Consider the following 22,594-nt stretch of genomic DNA (forward strand, 5'->3'; position numbering starts at 1 on the left):
TTACCTGATCGATTGTTAAAGAGCGTCTCGCCGGGCCGGGCCTCAGCGAGGAAGGCGTATTCTACCGGAAACTCACTACCTGTCAATCCCGGTAACGCCGCCAATACCCAAAATAACCCATAAAACAACAAGTTCGGTATCGGTCCACTACCCAAGGGATGGCCCCTCGTCGGCAGCGGATGCGTACTATAAGGGGTACGCTTGGCTGTTGCAAGAAAATTTTAAAAAACGATAACTTGCCTCACGACCCGATCATAATCGCTTGATTCATATCATGAATCCAAGACCCCCTTGCGACGAGAGCCGTTCTTGCCATGACTGACTTGGTCGATCAACGAAAAGATCGGTCGATAGGGTATACCTCCATGATAAGCCAGACCAACCTCGCAGGTCCGGGAATTGGAATACCCTGCCACACATCCCTGCACCTCCTTGGCAAGGCCATGGAGTGCCGATGCGTTGAGCTCGGGAGTCGTGAATCCTTTGTCACCTGCGAAGCCACAACAATCGATCTCTGCGGGCACAACGACTTCCATGGCACAGGCATGCGCCAGGGCGACGAATTTATCCGCCAACCCCATGCGTTTGCTCGAACAGGTGACATGAATGGCCACAGGAGATGACACGGGAGTGATCTCAAGCCGCGATAACAAGTAATCGTTAGCAAAACTTACCGGTTCCAGCAAGGTCAGTCGGTCGTCGAACGCTTCCTGCATACGCAGTAGGCAAGGGCTCGTATCGCAGAGTACGGGGTAACGTCCATTCTGACTCGCGGCCAGCAATTCGCGGTTGAGTTCGCGTGCCTTGTGGTCGGCCTCGTGAAACTGTCCTTTGGATTGAAACGCCATACCGCAACACAGGTGGCCAGGCATGGCTGGGATAATGACCTCATAGCCAGCCTTGTCGAGTAACGTCAGCGTTATCTCCATCACTGACCGCGACTCCTGATCGTGACGGTCGGCACCGAAAACTCGCGTAGCGCAGGAAGGCAAGTAAACGACTTTGTCACGAGACGGATCATCCCCCGTGGGCCGGTTCAATACCTTGATCGAGGCAGCTCCCGGCATGCTCGGCAACCATTGAGGCACATGCCCACCACTCAGTCTATGCAGCGCACCGCTGGTCTTGAACATCAGTCGGTCACCCAATATGGCCTGCCCCACGGCCGCACCGTTGAGGGCTCCCCGGGCAAACCGAGTGGTTCCGGAAAAATGACGTCCGAGGATTCGAGCCATCCCTGCCTTACCAACGTTACGTTCCCACCGTAGGTTACGCATGAGGTCACCGGTATTGATATCCACAGGGCATTGGGTGGCACAAAGCCCATCCGCCGCACAGGTTTCGTCACCCTGGTAGGCATAATCCCGCCACAGCCGCGCAAGACGTTCCTTGTCATCATCCTCGGCTCGATCCCCTAACGCCTCTAACCTTGCCAGCTCACGACGAACGACAATACGTTGTCGCGGTGTCAGCGTCAGATCCTTCGACGGGCAAATGGACTCACAGAAACCGCACTCAATACATTTGTCCACCAATGGGTCGGCTGCAGGGAGTGGCTTGAGATCCTCGATGTGCAGTGTCGGATTGCGGCTAAGAATCACGCCGGGATTCAGTAGATTCTCAGGATCGAACAATGCCTTGATTCTCCACATCAAGGCATACGCATCGGCCCCCCATTCCAGTTCCACGTAGGGCGCCATGTTCCTACCTGTACCATGCTCGCCCTTGAGTGAACCGCCGTATTCGACGCCAACCAAGTTTGCCACTTCATCCATCAAGGACTGGTATCGCTCGACTTCGCCGGGCTTTTCAAAGCCTTGAGGAAATACGAAGTGAAGGTTCCCTTCCAGTGCGTGGCCGAACAGGATGGCATTCTGATAGCCATGTTCATGGAAAATGTCGGTCAATGCCAAGACACCCTCATCCAGGCGCTCGACAGGGAAAACGACGTCCTCGATCACGACGGTCGTTCCGGTTTCGCGTACCGCTCCCACGGCGGGGAAAAGACCTTTGCGGATCCGCCAGAACAACTCGTAGCTCTGGCGGTCTCGCGTAAACGTCAGAGGCTCCAGGGTCTGAGTCCCCTCCAACGCGGCATGAACCTGCGCCTCACGCGCTGCCAGTGTAGCCTCGGTATCTCCCCGCACATCAATCAGCAGTGCGGCTGCTTGCTCAGGTAACGTCTTGAGCACTTCGGGCATACCTGACTGGTCCTGGACAGAACGCAGAGCGGCACGGTCCATCAACTCCACCGCCGACACCGGCGTCCGCTTCAGCGCAATGGTGGCCCGACAGGTAGTCTCCATGTCCGGGAATAATGCCAATGCCGCGACCTTGAGCGGCTCATCAGGAACGGTGTCGTAGGTGATTGAGCTGATGAACCCGAGCGTGCCTTCGGAACCGATCATGAGATGCTTGAGTATCTCGATGCCATCGCTGAAATCCACCAGACTGTTCAGCGCATAACCTGTCGTGTTCTTGAGCCGATATTTGTGTCGAATCCTGCTGGATAATGCTTTATCGGCTTGAGTGTCAGCGGCAAGGTTCTCCAATTCGGCAAGCAACTCGGCATGACTGTCACGGAAGGCGTTGACACTGGCCGCATCTGCCGTATCCAGCACACTGCCATCTGCCAGCACGACACGGATATCGCGCATCGTGTAGTAGCTATTCTGAGCAGTGCCACAACACATCCCTGAGGCGTTGTTCGCCGCAATCCCGCCCACCATGCAACTGTTGAGCGAAGCCGGATCCGGACCGATCTTGCGCTTGAAGGGAGCCAGCAATTGATTGGCCCGGGCACCGATAACTCCTGGTTGCAACCGAATCGCCTCACCATTATCGAGAACCTCATGACCACGCCATGCTCGACTTAACAGGATCAACACCGAATCGGTGACCGCCTGCCCCGACAACGATGTGCCAGCAGCGCGAAACGTTACCGGCAACGCACGAGCATGGGTCTCGGTCAGGACGATGGCTAACTCGGTTTCGCTGTCTATATACACGACCAGTTGTGGAATCAATCGGTAGAAGCTGGCATCCGAACCATAAGCCAGTGTCCGGAGCGGGTCATGGATCAGACGTTCGGCGGGCAGAATCTCCCGTAGCGCTTCGAGCAGCTCTTTATAGGGCGTGTTCATCGTGAATTCCATCGGTCAGCGGCTCTCCCCCTCGCTCATATTGCGCTATCTACTTGGATCAAGCCCCATTCATACCCTGTGACGGCGTATCGAGCCGCGCTCATTCCGATAGCTGCGCAAGCGTCCGTCCAGTCGACGCCGTTGTTTGTCCCGACACCAGAGAGTCCGACCCGAGATCGGCGATGGAACGCGCCCCGGTGAGCGTCATCGCGACCCGCATCTCCTTTTCGAACAACTCGAGCAGATGAGACACGCCCGCCTCTCCGGCAGTGGCGAGTGCGTAGATGAAAGCGCGCCCCAACAATATAGTATCGGCTCCCAAGGAGATCATGCGCACGACGTCGAGTCCATTGCGCACGCCGGAATCGGCCAGGATGGCCAACTCGCCCTTGACCGCGTCGGCGATGGCCGGCAAGGCACGCGCAGTGGACGGAACGCCGTCGAGCTGACGACCGCCATGATTGGAAACGACGATGCCATCCGCGCCGAAGCGCACCGCCTCACGGGCGTCCTCGGGGTCGAGTATGCCCTTGATGATCATCGGCCCGTCCCAGAACTCGCGAATCCACTCCAGGTCTTTCCAGGAGATGGCGGGATCGAAATTCTGCCCCAGCCACGCGATGTAATCCTCGAGCCCCGTCGGGTGACCGCGATATTCCGAGACGTTGCCCAGGTCATGCGGGCGACCATGGAGGCCGACATCCCAGGCCCAGGAAGGGTGCGTCATGGCCTGGGCCATCCGCCGAATCCCGCCATGCTTACCGCTCATGCCGGAATGGGCGTCGCGATAACGCGCCCCGGGCACGGGCATGTCGACCGTGAAGACGAGCGTCTTGACGCCGGCGGCCTTGGCGCGCTCCAGGACGTGCTGCATGAAGCCCCGGTCCTTCAGCACATAGAGTTGAAACCAGATGGGACGATCGATCGCCGAGGCCACTTCATTGATGGGACACACCGAGACCGTCGACAACGTGAACGGTATGCCCTTCCCGGCGGCCGCGCGCGCCGCCTGCACCTCGCCGCGCCGGGCATACATGCCCGCCAACCCCACGGGGGCCAAGGCGACCGGCATGGCAAGGGGGTCGCCGAACAGTTCGGTCTCCAAGGACAAGCTGGACATGTCCTTCAGCACGCGCTGGCGCAACGCGATACCGGCAAGATCCTCGACATTACGCCGCAGCGTATGCTCGGTGTAAGCGCCTCCGTCCGCGTAGTGAAATAGAAAGGGTGGAAGGCGTCGCTTGGCAGCTTGGCGGTAATCCGTGGAGGCAGAAATGATCATGACGAACCCTGTGCATGTGAATGCGTTATCGTTGAATGGTCATCGGCGCGTTGTACTGAACGCTCGGCAGCCGGCGGCAAGAAGTGGTGACAACATGGGCGGAAAAGGCCTGACATCAGTGTCCGCCGGATGCCGAACAGACAGTCCTTCACTGACATCGCGCGAGCATGACGTAACGATGGGCATGGACCCTCCGGCGACCAACGGCACGCACAGCATTGATACCGAGGGTCTCACGGCATGTCGCCATGCACACATTATTGGTTTTACCAATTGACAAAACGAGTTAATTCAAACTCTATGGGCGTGCATTGAAGAGGTCAACACACAAACGCCGCCACGCCCCCCAACCCACTCATACTTTAGTCAACTCTTTTATCATTCAAGAAAACGAGGTCGCCCTCGATACCGGGCAGGTCCTGACCGAACGCGCGGCGCTTGGGTCGCAACGCATAATTGCGTAAAATTGGTCAAACCATTTATCGATCGATCACTGTCCCGATTCATCAATGTCCAGCAACGAGCACTGACCCATGGCCTATCAACGCGTTAGACAACCCCGCCTTGCCGATGTCATCACCGAACGGCTCGAAGCCATGCTGCTCGAAGGCAGCCTGAAGCCTGGCCAACGCCTCCCCCCCGAACGAGAACTGGCAGAACGGTTCGGCGTATCCCGTCCCTCGCTGCGCGAAGCCATACAAAAACTCGCGGCTCGCGGCTTGCTCAGCAGCCGACAAGGAGGCGGCACGTTCGTCAGCGAAGAGTTGAATAACCGATACAGCGATCCGCTACTGGACATGCTTGCTCGACACAACGAGTTCCACCTGGACCTGTTGGAATTCCGTGATGCCATGGAAGGTATCTCAGCCTACTACGCGGCACTGCGTTCGACCTCCGCCGACAAAGCCCAGCTTCAGGAACGCTTTGATGCTCTGGACGCCTGTTTTGCCGGGCAGGATCCAGTGGCAGAAGCCAAGGCAGATGCCGCTTTCCATCTTGCCATTGCCGAGTCGGCCCACAACGTATTGTTGCTGCATACCATACGCGGTATTTTCCATCTTCTGGAACAAAGCATCATCGACAACTTGGCACATCTCTTCGAAAAGCCGGATGCCCGCCCACGCTTGATGGAACAGCACCGGGTCTTGCTGAACGCTATCCTCGAAGGGCGTGCAGAAGATGCTCGCAATCTGGCCCATGAACATCTGGTCTTCGTCGAAGAGGAACTGCTGGAAATGGAGCGTGCCGAGACTCGCGCCCAGCGTGCATTACGCCGTGCCCAGACCATGCCCGAACACAACCAATGAGCGTCGTTTCATCGTGCAATCCTCTGGCCTTCCATATCGCTGGCGCCTCCCACTGCTTATCCTGGTTGTCCTGGGGGTAGTGCTGATCGTATGGCAGACAGCCAAGCTAGCCGGTGATCGTGCCATGAATTCACTCAAGGAAGAGGCCGAAAACGAGCTGCGTCTATCGACTGCCGGGCTCGAGGGCCATTTGTCTCGGCACGACTATCTGCCACAACTGATCGCCTCACGGGAGGATATCGAGCGTTTCCTGGCGAACCCCAGGATCGGCGATGCGATGTCCGTCAACCTGCTACTGGACAGCTTCCGCAGTACGACCGACGTTTCAGATATTTATCTCCTCGACCGTCAAGGTATCACCATTGCCGCCAGCAACTGGCATCGAGACGACACCTTCCTGGGGCAGAATTACGCCTTTCGTCCTTATTATCAGGATGCCATTGCGGGACAACCGGGACGCTTCTATGGCCTGGGTGTTCGCTCCCTGGATCGTGGTTATTATTTCTCGGCACCGGTGAGACTGGATGATGGCGACAATCGACCCGACGGAGTCATGGTCGTCAAGGTTCCGCTCGACCAGATAGAGTCGAGTTGGGCCGAGCAGAGTGCCGAGCTTCTGGTCACCGACAAAGATGACATCATCTTCATGGCCAGCCAGCCGCAACTACGCCTGAACGCTCTCCATCCTTTATCCGATGAGATGCGCGAGACGCTGCTTGCGACCCGTCGATACGCGGATGAGCCGCTGCCCCATTCGGGATTGGAAATTCTCGAGAATCACGACACCGACAGTCTGTTGGTCAGGTTCTCTCAAGGTTCCCTCTCGGATCAGGATTTTCTCAGACTGTCCCGGTCTCTGCCCGACTTCGACTGGCAAATGCATATTCTCAAGTCTCTGGCGCCTGTACATAACGCCCAATGGCAATCCGGCCTGCTGGCAGGGGGGCTATACGGCATGGTGATACTGGGTGGTGGCTTTGGCTGGCAACGCCTGCGATTGCGTCGTGAACGGGAGCAATTTGCCGAACGCGAGCGGCAAACCCTGGCCCAGGCTCGTGATGAGCTCGAACGCCACGTCGAGAACCGTACGCGCGACCTGCTCGAGTCGAACCGCCGTCTTTCCGACGAAATCGATGAGCGTCGACGCGCCGAAGCCAACCTGAGGCAGACCCAGGACGAACTGATCCAAGCCGCCAAGCTGGCAGTGCTTGGTCAGTTGGCCGCCGGTATCAACCATGAACTCAACCAGCCGATCGCGGCGATCCGCGCCTATGCCGAGAATGCCCAGGCCTTTCTGGAACGCGGGCGTGCGGAGGCTGCCACGACCAACCTCGATCAGATCATCGAGCTGACGGCACGCATGGCCGAAATCAGCACGCAACTCAAGCAATTTTCGCGCAAGAGTGGCGAGCAGTTGACGGAAGTGTCGGTGCCTGCCTGTTTCGACTATGCGCTGCGCCTGTTTCAAGCCCGCATCAGCGAAGCCGGTGTCGATGTCGTTCATGACATGCCGACTGAAGGCACGTGGGTTCGCGCCGACCCGGTACGGCTGGAGCAAGTCTTCGTCAACCTGATCGGCAACGCCCTTCAGGCAATGGCCGACAATGAGACACCTTGCCTGAAACTCGGCGTTCGCCACGACGATGACGACGTATATATCAGCGTCGTGGATAACGGCCCCGGCATCGATGAGGACAGCCTGGCGCGCATCTTTGAACCGTTTTTCACCACGAAGTCGCCTGGCAATGGCCTGGGACTCGGGCTCTCGATCTCCTCCCGGATCATCGACGATCTCGGTGGACGACTGGATGCCGACAATGTATCCGCAGGTGGTGCCCGCTTCTTGATTGTGCTACCCAGAGCACCGCAGCCCGACCGTACCGCTAGAGACACCGAGGAGACGACCTACCATGGATGATGCGAACGCCACACCGGTACTGCTGATCGACGACGAACAGCACCTTCGCATCACTGCCAGCCAGACGCTGGAGCTGGCCGGTTATGCACCGGAAGCGCATGCTTGTGCCGAAACGGCTCTGGATGCATTACGGGACGATTTTCAAGGGGTTATCGTCAGCGATATACGCATGCCCGGCATGGATGGTATGAGCCTATTACGGGAAGTCAGACGACGTGATCCTGACTTGCCAGTCATACTGATTACCGGTCACGGTGACATTTCCACAGCCGTTGAGGCCATGCGAGAAGGCGCCTGGGATTTCCTGGAGAAGCCTTTCGCCGGTGACCGACTGATCGATATGGTTCGTCGCGGTGTCGAAAAACGGCGCCTGAGCCTCGAAAACCGCCAGCTCAAGGCCGAGCTCGATGCTCAACGTGCCGCTCCCGGCCCCCGTCTCGTCGGACGTACGCCGGCCATGCATCGACTGGCCACCATGATACAGCGCATCAGCCAGGTCGAGGCAGATGTCCTGCTGTTCGGCGAGACGGGGGTGGGCAAAGACCTGATCGCACGTTCGATTCATGAACGTAGCGCCCGAGGAGGCAATCCATTCGTCGCCATCAATTGCGGCGCTGTGCCCGAAGCCATCATCGAGTCCGAACTGTTTGGCCACGAAAAGGGCGCCTTTACTGGCGCAGTGGAACGGCGTATCGGCAAATTCGAGCATGCCAATGGCGGTACCGTCTTTCTCGATGAGATCGAATCAATGCCACTGGCATTGCAAGTCAAGTTACTACGCGTGCTCCAGGAGCGATCGATCGAACGCCTTGGTGCGAACGACCCCGTCACTTTGGACATTCGGGTCATCGCCGCCACCAAGGCTGACCTGAAAACCGAGGCAGAAGCCGGCCGCTTTCGCGAGGATCTCTATTATCGGCTCAATGTCGTGACGCTCCCGATTCCCCCCTTACGTGAGCGGCGCGAGGATATTCCTTTGCTATTCCAGCATTTCGCCGTTGTCGCGGCCAACCGAAGTGGCCTGGAAGCCCCGCCAGTCGATGCCTCGGGTGCCTCGGTTCTGCTTGCTCACGACTGGCCCGGTAATGTCCGCGAACTCCGCAACCTGGCCGAACGCTACGTGCTATTAGGCGCCGCTCATGACTACCGCCTTGATGCCTTGTTGGAAGGGGCCGATCCCGGTCCCGGAGAGATGTCGCTGCCCCAACAAGTCGAACTCTTCGAAAAGAGCCTGATCAGTCAGTCGTTGGCGAGCCATCGCGGCCATGTCCCGGCGATTTGCGAGCACCTTGGCCTGCCCCGTAAAACCTTGTACGACAAGTTAAAGAAATATGCCCTCAAAGCCGAGGACTACCGGCAAGACAGGCCGTCTTGACCAACGAGACAAGGAAGTAGGAGCTACCCGGCTATTTCATGACTGTGCAATGCTGTCAGCCAGATACTGATCCTTGAGCCTGACGTAATTCCCCGCAGTGTACGCAAAGAAGTCATGCTCCGACTCCTTGAGTGGCCGCATCGCCTTGGCTGGATTCCCGGCATAGACGTAGCCGCTTTCCAAGCGTTTGCCCGGCGTGACCACGGTACCGGCGGCGATGATCACCTCATCCTCGACCACGGCGCCATCCATGACGATGGCCCCCATCCCGACCAAGACACGATTCCCCACGGTGCAACCATGCAAAATGGCCTTATGACCGACCGTAACGTCATCACCAATGATCAAGGGGAATCCCCCTTGATTGTATTCACTACTGTGCGTGATATGCAGTACACAGCCATCCTGTATGCTCGACCGGGCCCCGACTCGAATACGATGCATGTCCCCACGTACAACGGCCATCGGCCATATGGAACAGTCATCACCGAACTCGACATCCCCCAGAACGAGGCTATCCGGATCGACATAGACACGCTCGCCCAGAGCGGGGGTGATATTTCGGTAAGTACGGATACTCATGACAACATCCTCCTAAGCCCGGCTTCAGATCAGACTGGATATCAGGACCAGACACATCAATGGTATGGAAATATAGCGTACCACCGCTCGCCAGAGCCGGAAGCCATTAGGTCCGGCGTCCAGTGCGCGCAATGCGATGTCGCGCGGCAGGACCCATACTGCGAATATGGCAATCAGCAGGCCCCCCAAGGGCAGGAAGACGTCACTCGGTACAGTGCTCACCAGTTCGAAGAAATTCCGTCCCGCCAGCCAGTGCACATCCGCCAAGGTCGAAAACGACAGTACGGAAAGCAGCCCAAGTAGCCATACCGAGACGGTCACCAGCGCGGTCGCGCGGCTTCGCCGCCATCCCAGACCTTGTAGACCGGCGACCATGGGCTCAGCGAGATTGATCGACGAGGTCCAGGTCGCCATCAAGAGCAGCAGGAAGAACATGCCAAGCCAGACGCTACCCAGCGGCATATCGGCAAACGCGATGGGTAGGGTGACGAACATCAAACCTGGACCGGCAGCCGGATCCATACCCTGGGAAAAAACGACCGAGAAGATCGCGATACCCGATAGCAACGCGACCGTGATGTCCAGTATCGCAACCATGCCAACGGCACGGGGCAAACTTTGATGATCCGGCATGTAGGCGCCATAGGCCATCAGGGCACAAGCGCCAACCGCGAGTGTAAAGAATGCATGCCCCATCGCATTGAGAACGACACCGGGATTCACCGCACTCAACTCGGGAGTGAACAACCAATCCATCGCCTGCGCGAAACCAACGGTCGTCGTCGCATGGAAAACCAGCACAGCCAGTAACACGTAGAGTAGCGGCATCATCAAGTTATTGAGCTTTTCCAGCCCGTTCGAGACTCCCGCAGCCACGACCGACATCGTCAACAACAAGAACAGCGTATGGTTGAACGTCATGCGCAAGGGGTCGGCGAGAAAGCGTTCGAAATCGGCGGCGACTTGATCCGGGGCCGCGTCCACGAAGGAGCCGTTGATGGTGGCTACCAAATACTCAATGGACCAACCGGACACGACGGAATAGAAAGACAGAATCAAGAATACCGTGACGCCGCCGAAACTACCGACCCAGCGCCAGTGCGTCGATTGCCCGGCCTGACGTGCCAGATGGGCAAGCGACTGACTCGGGCTGCGGCGGCCGGCTCGGCCGATCAGGATCTCGGCCATCATGACGGGTAGCCCCAATAGCACCACGAACCCAACGTAGAGAGCCAGGAAAGCCGCACCGCCATTCTCGCCAGCCACGTAGGGAAACCGCCAGATATTGCCTAAACCAACGGCGGCCCCCGTAACGGCAAGGATAAAAGCCCTTTGCGACCCCCAGCGTTCCAATGTCTCGTTCATGGTGCGATCCTTGTGGTGTACGGCCTCCGGCATCAAGGGACGCAAGCCTAGCAGGGTGATCGTTTCGGGCCAATGTATTGAAACGAACCGTCGCCGCCCGCATCTTACTAGCAAAGTCATTTCATTGAGGTGAGCATGTCCCGCAACCCGCTCCTCGAGCACCACGTCCTTCCGCCCTTTTCCGAAATCCAACCCGAGCACGTGGTGCCGGCGATCGATCAGCTGCTGGACGACAACCGCAAGGCCATCGAGAAACTGACGGAACGAGCCGACCGGGAAACCCCTACCTGGGAATCCCTGGCTGCCCCGTTGGAGTCGCTCAACGACCGTCTTGCACAAGCGTGGTCACCGATATCTCATCTCAATGCCACCATGAATTCAGAACCGTTACGCGATGCCTATCAAGCGTGCTTGGGCAAATTGTCCGAATACAGCACCTGGCTCGGCCAGCACGAAGGTCTGTGCCGCGCCTACCAGTCGCTCAAGGACTCCCCTGCCTATAACCGTCTGGATGAAGCGCAACAACGCAGCATCGACAATACGCTGCGCGATTTCCGGCTGGCCGGCGTCGACCTGCCGGCTGACAAGAAACAACGATACGGTGACATTCAGGCCCGCCTTTCCGAGCTTGCCAACACGTTTTCCAACCACGTGCTTGATGCAACGCAAGCCTGGCACAAGGATATCGACGATGTGACGGCCCTGGACGGTTTGCCGCAGAGTGCACTGGATACCTTGAAGGCAAACGCCGAAGCCAAGGGCGTGAATGGCTATCGCATCACGCTGGACTTTCCCAGTTTCCTGCCGGTAATCAGCTTCGCTCATGACCGTGAACTGCGCCGCGAGGTCTATACCGCTTTCATCACGCGCGCTTCGGAAGTCGGCCCCAACGCCGGTGAATTCGACAATGCGGGCGTGATCGAAGAAACTCTGTCGTTACGTCGCGAGCTAGCCGAGTTGCTCGATTTCGACACTTATGCCGACTATTCCCTAGCCACCAAGATGGCGGACTCCCCACAACAGGTGCTCGACTTCCTCAATGATCTAGCCGATCGCGCCTATTCCCAGGCACACCAGGAATTCAGCGAGCTCCAGGACTATGCCCGGGCTTCTCTGGGACTCGACGAACTCGCCCCCTGGGACGTCGGTTATGCCAGCGAGAAACTGCGCGAAGCACGCTACGCCATTTCCCAGGAACAGTTGCGCCCCTACTTTCCGGCCCCCGGCGTCATCGATGGCCTGTTTCGTGTCGTCGAACGACTGTATGGCGTTCAATTCGAGGAAGACGACAATGCTCCCCGTTATCACCCGGACGTGCGATATTTCCGCATCACGGAGCAAGGTGCCCCCATCGCCGGATTCTACCTGGACCTGTACGCCCGGGAAGGAAAGCGTGGCGGGGCCTGGATGGACGAATGCCGGGTCCGCCGAGCGTGCGAGGATGGCCGCATCCAGTTACCGGTCGCTTACTTGACCTGCAACTTCACACGTCCCGTCGGAGGCAAGCCAGCACTTCTCACGCATGACGAAGTGACGACGCTCTTCCATGAGTTTGGACACGGTCTCCACCACATGCTGACTCGCCAACAAGTTGCCGATGTGTCCGGCATCAACGGTGTCGCCTGGGATGCCGTCGAACTGCCCAGCCAGTTCATGGAAAACTTCTGCTGGGAACGAGAAGGCCTCGACCTCATTGCCGGGCATGTGGACACTGGCGCCAAGTTACCGGATGAATTGCTGGAACGTCTTCAGGCAGCCAGGAACTTCCAGTCGGCCATGGGCATGATGCGCCAACTGGAATTTTCCCTGTTTGACTTTCGCCTTCACCATGAACTCAGCGCACCATCAGCCGCAGACGTGCAGGACCTGCTCACCGAGGTTCGTACGCAAGTTTCAGTGCTGCCCGCCGTCGACTTCAACCGCTTCCAGAACGGCTTTGGCCATATCTTTGCCGGTGGTTATGCCGCTGGCTACTACAGCTACAAATGGGCCGAAGTCCTCTCGGCGGATGCCTACAGTGCATTCGAAGAAGCAGGCATCTTCGATCCCGAGACCGGGTCGCGCTTCCGCCACGAGATCCTCGAGCCAGGAGGTGCTCGAGATGCCGCTGACCTGTTCCGGGCTTTCCGAGGACGCCCCCCCAGTGTCGAACCATTGCTACGTCATAGCGGTATTCAAGCCGCGTGAATGACGGGGGAGAAACGAATGGCAGGAGTAAAACGGTTTATCGCCGGGGCAATCTGCCCCAGATGTTCCGCCATGGATCGCATCAAGGCCTGGGAACAGAATGGTATTCGCTACAGGGAGTGCGTCAGCTGCGACTTCTTCGAACAACTGCCCATCGAGGAGGAAGCCCCTCCCGAGCTCGAGACTCGGATCAGCCAGTCCCGTGAAGAGCAGACATCGCAGTCCGATGACCTGCAGACCGTGCGAATCCTCGATCCCGGTCAACGGCACTAGCGGTGTTAGCCACTCCATGAAGCGGCCAACACGGTGAAGAGACGCTGGAAAGCGAGGCTACTTAGAGCGCAGTTCCAAACGTTCAATGGCAGTGGGCGTCGGGGACAAGGCGAAGCGAGGGTCATCCGCCATGAATGGCGGATGTAGCGCCCAGGGAAGGGATCACAGCGCCCTCGCAGAGACTTGTCGCCGGAAAAGCCCACCTCCACCCAGTGGGTGTTGAAGGGAACCCTTACTGGCCTCTCCCTCCAGCCTGTCGGCTACGTCGTTTACAGTTCCCTGATCCAGATGTTGCGAAAGCTGACGGCGGCGTCGTGATCCTGCAGATAGAGCGGAGCACAGCCGTGCGCCTCGTTGTATGAGGGCGCCCCGATCCACTCGGTGGTGCCCTGAATTTCCACGTGGTTCTGGACCAGCACGCCGTTGTGCAACACCGTCACGTAGGCGGGGGACTCGAGCTCTCCCGCGTCATCGAAACGTGGCGCAGTATAGATGACGTCGTAACTCTGCCATTCACCGGGAGGGCGCGAGGCATTCACCAGGGGAATGTGCTGCTTGTAGATCGACGCCGCCTGGCCGTTCGGGTACGTCTCGTTCTCGTACGAATCGAGCACTTGTATCTCGTAGCGTTCCTGCAGGAAGACGCCGCTATTGCCTCTGTCCTGGCCGTCCATGCCGGCGATGTCCTCGGGAGTTCGCCACTCGAGATGCAACTGCACGTCGCAGAAGTCCTCCCGGGTACGAATTCCCCCTGCTCCCGGCTTCACTGTCATGGCACGGTTCTCGACCCGCCACTGCGCCGCCCCGCCATCCTCGGCTTCCCAGGCATCGAGATTCGTACCATCGAACAGCACGGTCGCATCCGAAGGCACTCCGTTGGCTGGAGCCTGCACCGGTTCGGGTACCGGCTCCCAGACTTCCGTCTTCTCGGCTTGCTGCCAGGGCTCGAGTTCCTGGTCGACATCACCGGCCGCGACACAGGTCATGGAGACCAGGCTGCCGCAGGCGATCAGCATCAAGCCGCGCAGCGCAAAGGGGCGTAGATATTCCATCATGCTATCGTTCCTCCTGAAAGTTGAAGCCATTGCCTTGAAGCATGACGATCAGGTCGTTGCCCAGGCGGGCTGCCCCGGCTCGTAAGGCGCGCAACCGTCATAACGCCCCGGAACGGCGACAAAGCGCAGCACTTCCTTGGCCCCGACTTCCGACGTGAAAAAGCCGAACAGGGTCAATTGCTTGATCATGGTGAAATAGTGAGGAGCGTCATCGGCGGCTACCTGGGCCTTGGCTTCCTCGTCGAGCCGGCTGACCAGTGTCTTGCGCTGGCTGCCATCCAGGCTCAGAAAATCTCGGTCATACTCCGCACGGCTGAGGGCATCGAGCTTCGCCAGGCCATCATGGAAGATCTCCTGTTCCTGCGGGGTATAGCAGTCGGTGACGAAAACGGTCATGAATTCGCCGACCCCGGCGTCCTTGGCGCCTGGCGTATCGGTCCGCGGCAGGATGGTTTCCGCGATCTCGTCCAGAAGCCGGGTATCCCGGGCCTCGAACCTCCCCTCCCCTTTGGCGTCGGCACTATAGGCGAACAGGGCATTGCCACCGATCATGGCCGTTCCGGTCGCGACGGTGATCATCTTCAGCAGTTCACGGCGGTTCATCACAGGTTCCTCTTCTTCAACTCGCTGACCGCGTGGTCGACCGCACGGGCGGTCAGGGCCATGTAGGTCAAGGATGGATTGACGCAGGATGCCGAAGTCATGCAGGCGCCGTCCGTCACGAAGACGTTCGGTGCATCCCATACCTGGTTGTGGCGGTTGAGGACCGATGTTGCCGGGTCGCGCCCCATGCGCGCCGTGCCCATCTCATGAATGCCCATGCCCGGTGCGTAATCGTCTTCCTCTCCCTGGACATTCTTCACGCCGGCGGCTTCCAGCAGGTCAACCGCGTCCTGGACCATGTCCTTGCGCATGTCCCGCTCGTTCTGCTTGATCTCCACATTCATGGCGAGGACCGGCAACCCCCATTTATCGGTAATGCTGCGATCGAGAGAAATGCGGTTCTCGTGGTAGGGCAGCATTTCGCCGAAACCGGTCATGCCGATCGTCCAGCCACCAGGCTGGCTGAGAGTCTGCTTCAGGTCCGCCCCGATGTTGAGTTCCGCAATCTCTCGATCCCAGCGCTGCCGACTGGCCGAGCCCTGGTAGCCGAAACCACGCAGATACTGACGACTATCCGTTCCGACATTGCGGAAACGCGGGATATAGAAGCCCGCCGGCCGGCGTCCAAAGTAGTACTTGTCCTCGTAACCTTCCACATCGCCGCTGGCACCGCAGCGGAAGTGATGATCCATCACGTTGTGTCCCAGCTCCCCGCTGCTGCTGCCCAGGCCATCTGGCCAGACATCCGTGGCGGAATTCATCAGGATCCAGGTGGAATTGAACGTGGAGGCGTTGAGGAAGATCACGTCGGCAGTGTATTCGTAGGTCTGATTGTTCTCAGCATCGATGACCTCCACGCCCCGCGCGCGCTTCTTGTCCTTGTCGTAAAGCACCTGGGTAACGATGGAGAAGGGACGCAATGTCAGATTGCCGGTATTCATGGCGACCGGCAGCGTGGATGACTGCGTGCTGAAATACGCGCCATAGGGGCACCCCAGCCAGCACTTGTTGCGGTATTGGCAATTCACCCGGTTCTGTTCGGGTTTTGGCTGCGTGATATTGGCGACCCGGCTGTGAATGAGGTGTCGAGTGCCGTCGAAGGCCTTCTCGATACGCTTGGCGACGTCTTCTTCGACGCAATTGAGCTCGATGGGAGGAAGAAACTGTCCATCGGGCAGGACATCCAGCCCCTGGCGGCTGCCCGCTATGCCGGCAAAGCGCTCGACATAGTCGTACCAGGGTGCCATATCCTCGTACCGAATGGGCCAGTCAATGGCGACACCTTCGCGCAGATTGGCCTCGAAATCCATGGAGGACCAGCGGTAGCTCTGGCGCCCCCACAACAACGACCGACCGCCAACATGATACCCACGAAACCAATCGAAGCGCTTTTCTTCGATATAGGGATTGTCCTGCTCATCGGCCCACATTCCCATGGTCGACTCGTTCAATGGGTAATCACGCTTGAGAACAGGAAATTTTTCTTTCATCTCCTGTGTCGGCTGATCTCTATGGGGATAATCCCACACTTCCTTGTCCGCGTTCTTGTAGTCTTTTATATGTTCAATGTTGCGACCACGCTCGAGAAGTAGAACCTTCAATCCTTTCTCGGTAAGTTCTTTCGCGGCCCAGCCACCACTGATGCCCGAACCCACCACGATTGCGTCATAATGCCTTTCCGCCACGGCGATACTCCTTTATTCTTGAACTGGAGACTTGCATCAAACATCGCATGTCTTGATCGCGGACTCTAGCGACCGCTTTTTATCTTCATTGTTTTCTCTGTCTGGCATGAACTCTTGTGCTACATATCCCTCAAACCCCGTTTCCTTGATGGCACGCATGATCGCTGGATAGTAAAGTTCCTGGCTTTCATCGAGTTCATGACGTCCCGGAACACCGGCAGTATGATAGTGACCGAAGTACTGATAATTCTCACGGATGGTGCGAATGACGTCACCCTCACTGATCTGCATATGATAAATATCGTACAAGAGCTTGAAATTCGGAGAATTCAGCCGCTTGCACAACTCTATTCCCCAGGCTGAGTTATCACACAGGTAATCCGGGTGATCGATCTTGCTGTTCAAGAGCTCCATATGCAGCGTGACGCCCCGCTTTTCTGCTTGCTCCAGTATTTTCTTTAGCCCCTCCTCGGCATTGGCGAGCCCATCCTCCGGACTCATGCCTCTAGCATTACCACTGAAGCAGATAAGATTCTTGTAGCCAGCGTCACTTACCAGGTCGATATGCCGGCGGTAACTATCCACCAGGGCGGAGTGAAAACTCTTGTCACTCCAGCCATCTTCCAGGTTGGGCTCCGCCCCATTGCACATTGAGGAGTCGATACCATGACGCTTGAGAATGTGCCATTGATCCGGGCCCACCAGATCAATGGCGGAAAAGCCTATCCGCCGAACAAGCTGGCAAAGCTCCTCCAGAGAGAGAAAATCGAATGTCCAACGCGCTACGGAGTGATGGATGTTGCCCTTCAACGCCGAGTTCTTCGGCATCTTGTCGGCAAGCGCCCCCGGGCCAAGGGAGCCCAGTGCCAACACGCCAAGAGTGCTGGTCGCGGTATTGCACAAGAAGCGACGCCTGCTGAGAGGATGTCTCACCATGTGAGTTCTCTATTGTTGGATCATAAGATGGATGACCGGCAATATGGATGATCGGCCGATCAGGCCAAGGGAGCCGTCCTGTACTCCTTGGCCTTCAGGCAGGTCACATCACCGGTCCATGGTAAAGCGAAACCATCAATTCCTGTTCAAAGGTTATTCTTGAGAAAACGGTTTCCTACCGTTATGACGTCTTCAGGATCGAGCGGATGGTCGTGCTCAATGATGTACCACTTGGCACCCGCTTCTTCGACGGCCGGCAATATCGTTTCCCAATCCAGAACCCCATTACCCAGTGAGGTGAAGCCACCTTCTTCCGTTGCCTCGCCCTGAGGCGCATTATCCTTGGCATGCACAGCGAACAGGCGGCCATCGAAACGAGCGACATACTCAGCAGGATCAAGACCAGCCCGCTCGACCCAGGCAAGATCGATCTCGCTCTTCAGGGCAGGGCCTGCGGCATCGAAGAGCAACTCCAGCGCTGTCTTGTCACCATACTCCTGCATTTCGAAATCATGATTGTGGTAGGCAAGCGCCATGTCTTCTTTATCGAGTTTCTCCGCCATGCTACCGAGTTCTTTCCCCAGCTCTTTCCAGCCGCTGGCGCTATCGGGGCGAGCGTCCTCTTCGAGGTAGGGAATGACGATGGTGTCGTTTCCAACGGACTTGTTGAAATCGACGACTTCACTGCTATCGCTACGCATTTCATCAAGACCGACATGTGAGGCGATGATATCGAGATCGTACGCTTCCAGAAGCTCATTCATGCGTTCCGCGGATACACCATGATCTCCGACGGTTTCTATCGCCTTGACGCCAGCCCGGTTGACGGCGGCAAACTGCTCTTCCGTGGAACCATGATCTCTCATCGTATACATCTGTACGGCGATAGGCAGATCCTGGCTCTCTTCCGTTGCGATAACTGGCGTGGTAACGACAGATCCCATCATGAACATGGACGCCATGATGAAAATCCGCTTCACCACTGATGTGGTCTTGAGACTTTCTCTTTCCATGTCTTGGAGCTCCCCTTCTTGTTTCTTGTCATGAGCGGTCATTGATCTCGACGACCAAAGGCCGACCATGATTTACCTTGTCCTTGGATGAAGCTATTTCTCATGTAACCGGTTACATACCTATAGGCAACTTCCAAGCGATTCGCAAGATGAGTATCGACTTCACTTGGCGACATGGATGATGCTGTTTAGCTTCACCCTGCCAAAGTCCCTCAACCATGCCGGTTAAAAGCGACAGCACGACAAGAAGAAACCGAGTAAAACTTTGGTCGACAAAACCTTCGTCTATCAGGCATTGCCCACTGGCCTGCATCGCCAAAGCCCCGTGTGCGGAATTCCGCACACACAGGCGCCCGGGCTGTGTGAAATTCCGGCCCGGCCGCCCCTCGAAAAATTCGACTTTAGTCGTGCTTATAAAATATAACTAACTGAATAGAAAGTCTTTTCCCGCTTCTGGAGCGTTCCTTGCCCTATGTTAGGGGCGTACACCCAAGTCGGTTTGGTATCAAATCGACGCTCCACAACCAGAATGCAAGGGAGACACGCCATGACCATCAAGACTTGCCTGATCACCGGCACCCTGACCGGCGCCATGCTGATCGCCGGCACTGCCCATGCCGACCAGGATGACTGGCCGGAAAGTTTCACGATGGGTACTGCCAGCCAAGGCGGCACCTACTACGTATATGGCTCTGGCTGGGCCAACATGATTGCCGACGAGCTGGACATCTCCGGCGGCGGAGAAGTCACCGGCGGCCCGGTGCAGAACCTGGCCTTGGTGCATGAAGGGGATGTCGCCTTCGGCATGGCGACAATGGGCCCTGCAGCCCAAGCGGAAGCTGGCGAGAGTCCCCTGGCCCCTGGCGTCCCGCTCAATAACGCTTGCGCCATGTTCCCGATGTATGAGACCCCGTTCTCCATCACGACGCTGAGTGACTCAGGCATCACTTCGATCAGCGAGATCCCCGATGGTGCCAGCATCGGGTTCGGGCCAGCCGGCTCCACCTCGGACAGCTATTTTCCGGAGATTCTCAAAACATTGGGGGTCGAGTTCGATCGTCAGAACGGCGGTTGGAATGACTTGGGTGGCCAGCTCCAGGATGGTTTGATCGACGTCATTGCCTTTGCCGCCGGCATCCCGATCCCGGCAGTCAGCCAGCTTGAAGTGCAAACCGACGTCAACATCATCGAGTTCACCGAAGAAGAACAGGCGAAAGTGCTCGAAGAATTCCCCGTGTCCGAGTTCATGATCCCGGCCGATACTTACGAAACGCTCGAGGAAGATGCCCGCGCCGTTGCCATGTGGAACTTCGCCATCGCCGGATGCGACTTGCCGGAAGATTTTGTTTACGAAGTGACTCGTATCACGATGGAAAACAATGACAAGATGCGCGATATCCACCGTAGTGCCGAATTCTCCATTCCGGAGAACATGAAATACAACACCGTACTTCCTTTTCATCCCGGTGCAGCTCGCTGGTTCGAAGAGAACGGTTATGACATCGATGATGACATGATCCGTTAATTCGTACCGCTACACATGTTAGAGCCATGCCCTACCGCACGAGGGCATGGCCTTTTCCCTTTGCTAGTTCATTCCAGGGGTAATGCACCCATGAGCAACACACCCGACAAGGGGACCTCAGTCGATACGGACATCCAAGACAGGGCCGATGATGCTGCCGACAGTGTCGACGACGAAATCGTCGAGGCCAACCGCCGTGTTTTCAGTGGCTGGCTGTGGTTCCTGTTCGGCATTCTGGCGATTGGCTATTCGTCTTTTCACCTGATTTCTCTCAATGTGCTGCCGATGGAAACCTGGTCGTTTCGCATCATCCACATATGTGGCGCATTGATTCTAGGCTACGGCTTGTATGCTGGGACGCGTTTTCAAACCGACGGAGAGAGGACCACGCGCGTCTCCTCTCGCTGGCTCGACTGGCTAGGCTATGCACTGCTGATCCCCGCCGCCTATTCTCTGGTACAGGTCGGTTTGATGCAGCAGACCATCCTGGACGGTGCCATGCGAATCGAGCCGCATGTCGAGGCCTGGCACTACGGGTACCCACTCATACTGACCACGCTCGCCGCTACCGTGCTGTCATGGTGTCACCGCCATCACCGCCAGGCGCTGCCGGCATCGGATCTGGTACTGATGCTGTGTGCCCTGTCGTGTGCAGGCTATCTATTGGTGATCTATAACACACCTCTGCGCATGTCGACTGGCACGTCGATGGCACCGATGGGCATCTCTTATGCCGCGATCGCCGGCTCGATACTGATCCTTGAACTGACACGACGCGTCGCAGGCCTTGCCCTCATCGTCATTGCCGCGTGTTTTCTGACCTACGTCTTCGTGGGGCCCTATCTTCCCGGCTTCCTCGGCTATCCCGGCCTTTCCGTTGGCCGTTTCTTCAGTCAGATATACACCGATGCCGGCATTCTGGGCCCTACCACAGCGGTCTCTTCCACCTATATCATTCTCTTCATCATCTTTGCCGCTTTCCTGCAGGCCTCCAAGGTAGGTGACTATTTCGTCAACTTTGCCTTCGCTGCCGCTGGCCGGGCGCGTGGAGGTCCCGCCAAGGTGGCGATATTCGCCTCTGGCCTGATGGGCATGATCAACGGCACATCAGCCGGCAACGTGGTGTCTACCGGCTCGCTGACCATCCCTCTGATGAAGAAGGTGGGCTATCCCAGCAAGAGTGCCGGCGCCATCGAGGCAGCCGCCTCCACAGGCGGTCAAATCATGCCACCGATCATGGGGGCCGGTGCCTTCATCATGGCAGAAATCACCGGCATCCCTTATACCGAGATTGCAGTGGCAGCACTGATTCCGGCAGCGCTGTATTTTGCCTCGGTATACTTCATGGTCGATTTCGAGGCCGCCTACAAGGGCATGCGAGGAATGCGCAAAGAGGAAATTCCTCAATTCCGCCGCCTGGTGAAACAAGTCTATCTCTTCGCTCCTATCATCATTCTGATCACCGCCCTGTTCATGGGCTATTCAGTGATTCGTGCAGGAACGCTTGCCACCATCTCGGCCGCTGTCGTCAGCTGGATTTCTCCCAACAAGATGGGGATCCATGCCATCCTACGCGCCCTAGGCTTGGCCGGCACCATGTCGATCCAGATCATTGCCGTTTGTGCCTGTGCCGGCATTATCGTCGGCGTGATCTCGCTAACCGGTGTCGGAGCGCGCTTTTCCTCCTTGTTGCTGGGGCTCGCTGGTGTCAGTCAGTTACTGGCTCTGTTCTTTGCCATGTGTATCAGCATCTTGCTCGGCATGGGAATGCCCACCACGGCTGCTTACGCCGTGGCCGCCTCCGTCGTGGCGCCAGGATTGATCAACATTGGCATCCAGCCGCTGGTGGCCCACTTTTTCGTGTTCTACTTTGCCGTTGTATCAGCCATTACCCCGCCTGTCGCTCTGGCGTCCTATGCCGCATCCGGGATTTCCGGGGCCAATGCCATGGCAACCTCAGTAACCTCCTTCAAGATCGGCCTGGCTGCCTTTATCGTGCCCTTCATGTTCTTTTACAGTCCGGCCATGCTGATGGAAGGTTCCTGGCTCCAGATCCTGCGTGTCGCCTGTACCGCGACACTCGGCATCGTGCTGCTGGCTGCCGCCGTGCAGGCCTGGTTCTTCGGCCCCGTCAAGGCTTGGATGCGCCTGGTCATGCTGGTAGGTGCGGTATCCATGATTTACGGAGGCATTTACTCGGATCTGGCCGGACTCGCCATTGGGGCAATACTGTTGGTACTGCAGCGCCGATCGTCGGCGCCAATGGGCAAGATGACAGAAAGAACCTGAGTGTTATCTGCTTTATCAAAAAAACCGCCGGCGAGATTCCGCCGGCGGTTTTTTCA

Annotated in this window: 17 protein-coding genes; 8 read left to right on the forward strand and 9 right to left on the reverse strand. The window is 57.5% G+C overall.

Annotated features, from left to right (window positions below):
* Positions 1-272 precede the first annotated feature (272 nt).
* The gene (locus FVV99_RS00005) at positions 273-3,143 is read right to left on the reverse strand and encodes an FAD-binding and (Fe-S)-binding domain-containing protein (RefSeq protein ID WP_148251957.1); all 2,871 of its coding nucleotides are present in this window, start codon (positions 3,141-3,143) and stop codon (positions 273-275) included.
* Positions 3,144-3,243: 100 nt separating this feature from the next.
* Complete coding sequence (lldD, locus tag FVV99_RS00010; protein WP_148251958.1) at positions 3,244-4,425, reverse strand: FMN-dependent L-lactate dehydrogenase LldD; 1,182 nt, start codon at positions 4,423-4,425, stop codon at positions 3,244-3,246.
* Here lldD and FVV99_RS00015 point away from each other — a divergent pair.
* The 4 genes from FVV99_RS00015 (at position 4,418) to FVV99_RS00030 (ending at position 9,025) form a co-directional block, all read left to right on the forward strand.
* Positions 4,418-4,702, forward strand: a complete 285-nt coding sequence (locus tag FVV99_RS00015) for a hypothetical protein (RefSeq protein WP_148251959.1) — start codon at positions 4,418-4,420, stop codon at positions 4,700-4,702. The genes lldD and FVV99_RS00015 overlap by 8 nt on opposite strands.
* A 256-nt stretch (positions 4,703-4,958) precedes the next feature.
* Entirely contained in the window at positions 4,959-5,732 is a 774-nt protein-coding gene (locus tag FVV99_RS00020) for a GntR family transcriptional regulator (protein ID WP_148251960.1), read from the forward strand.
* 124 nt (positions 5,733-5,856) lie between these two features.
* Positions 5,857-7,650, forward strand: coding sequence for a sensor histidine kinase (locus tag FVV99_RS00025; RefSeq protein ID WP_330859055.1), 1,794 nt, complete (start codon positions 5,857-5,859; stop codon positions 7,648-7,650).
* Positions 7,643-9,025, forward strand: a complete 1,383-nt coding sequence (locus tag FVV99_RS00030) for a sigma-54-dependent transcriptional regulator (RefSeq protein WP_148251962.1) — start codon at positions 7,643-7,645, stop codon at positions 9,023-9,025. The genes FVV99_RS00025 and FVV99_RS00030 overlap by 8 nt, the downstream gene beginning before the upstream one ends.
* 36 nt (positions 9,026-9,061) lie before the next feature.
* On the opposite strand, the gene FVV99_RS00035 is transcribed toward FVV99_RS00030, so the two are convergent.
* Entirely contained in the window at positions 9,062-9,607 is a 546-nt protein-coding gene (locus FVV99_RS00035) for a gamma carbonic anhydrase family protein (RefSeq protein ID WP_148251963.1), read from the reverse strand.
* 24 nt (positions 9,608-9,631) lie between these two features.
* Positions 9,632-10,972 carry a sodium-dependent transporter gene (locus FVV99_RS00040; protein WP_148251964.1) on the reverse strand — a complete coding sequence of 447 codons (1,341 nt, stop codon included), beginning with the start codon at positions 10,970-10,972 and terminating at the stop codon, positions 9,632-9,634.
* A gap of 135 nt (positions 10,973-11,107) precedes the next feature.
* Here FVV99_RS00040 and prlC point away from each other — a divergent pair, with 135 nt between their 5' ends.
* Complete coding sequence (prlC, locus tag FVV99_RS00045) at positions 11,108-13,159, forward strand: oligopeptidase A (RefSeq protein WP_148251965.1); 2,052 nt, start codon at positions 11,108-11,110, stop codon at positions 13,157-13,159.
* An 18-nt stretch (positions 13,160-13,177) separates the two neighbouring features.
* Entirely contained in the window at positions 13,178-13,432 is a 255-nt protein-coding gene (locus tag FVV99_RS00050) for a YheV family putative zinc ribbon protein (RefSeq protein ID WP_148251966.1), read from the forward strand.
* A gap of 269 nt (positions 13,433-13,701) precedes the next feature.
* On the opposite strand, the gene FVV99_RS00055 is transcribed toward FVV99_RS00050, so the two are convergent.
* From FVV99_RS00055 to FVV99_RS00075, 5 genes are all read right to left on the reverse strand, one after another.
* Positions 13,702-14,487 (reverse strand): 3-keto-disaccharide hydrolase, encoded by a 786-nt coding sequence (locus FVV99_RS00055; RefSeq protein ID WP_148251967.1) that lies wholly within the window; start codon positions 14,485-14,487, stop codon positions 13,702-13,704.
* 48 nt (positions 14,488-14,535) lie between these two features.
* Positions 14,536-15,090: a gluconate 2-dehydrogenase subunit 3 family protein gene (locus FVV99_RS00060; protein WP_148251968.1), complete on the reverse strand. Its 555-nt coding sequence runs from the start codon at positions 15,088-15,090 to the stop codon at positions 14,536-14,538.
* Positions 15,090-16,775: a GMC oxidoreductase gene (locus tag FVV99_RS00065; protein WP_148251969.1), complete on the reverse strand. Its 1,686-nt coding sequence runs from the start codon at positions 16,773-16,775 to the stop codon at positions 15,090-15,092. The genes FVV99_RS00060 and FVV99_RS00065 overlap by 1 nt, the downstream gene beginning before the upstream one ends.
* Before the next feature lie 36 nt (positions 16,776-16,811).
* Complete coding sequence (locus tag FVV99_RS00070; protein ID WP_148251970.1) at positions 16,812-17,711, reverse strand: hydroxypyruvate isomerase family protein; 900 nt, start codon at positions 17,709-17,711, stop codon at positions 16,812-16,814.
* Between the two features lie 146 nt (positions 17,712-17,857).
* Positions 17,858-18,724 carry a sugar phosphate isomerase/epimerase family protein gene (locus tag FVV99_RS00075; RefSeq protein ID WP_148251971.1) on the reverse strand — a complete coding sequence of 289 codons (867 nt, stop codon included), beginning with the start codon at positions 18,722-18,724 and terminating at the stop codon, positions 17,858-17,860.
* 547 nt (positions 18,725-19,271) lie between these two features.
* Here FVV99_RS00075 and FVV99_RS00080 point away from each other — a divergent pair.
* Complete coding sequence (locus FVV99_RS00080; protein WP_148251972.1) at positions 19,272-20,249, forward strand: TAXI family TRAP transporter solute-binding subunit; 978 nt, start codon at positions 19,272-19,274, stop codon at positions 20,247-20,249.
* Positions 20,250-20,339: 90 nt separating this feature from the next.
* A complete protein-coding gene (locus FVV99_RS00085) occupies positions 20,340-22,538 on the forward strand; it encodes a TRAP transporter permease (RefSeq protein WP_148251973.1) in 2,199 nt (732 codons plus the stop codon).
* The last annotated feature ends 56 nt before the right edge of the window (positions 22,539-22,594 follow it).

This window comes from Aidingimonas lacisalsi (assembly GCF_008079445.1).
GTDB lineage: Bacteria > Pseudomonadota > Gammaproteobacteria > Pseudomonadales > Halomonadaceae > Aidingimonas > Aidingimonas lacisalsi.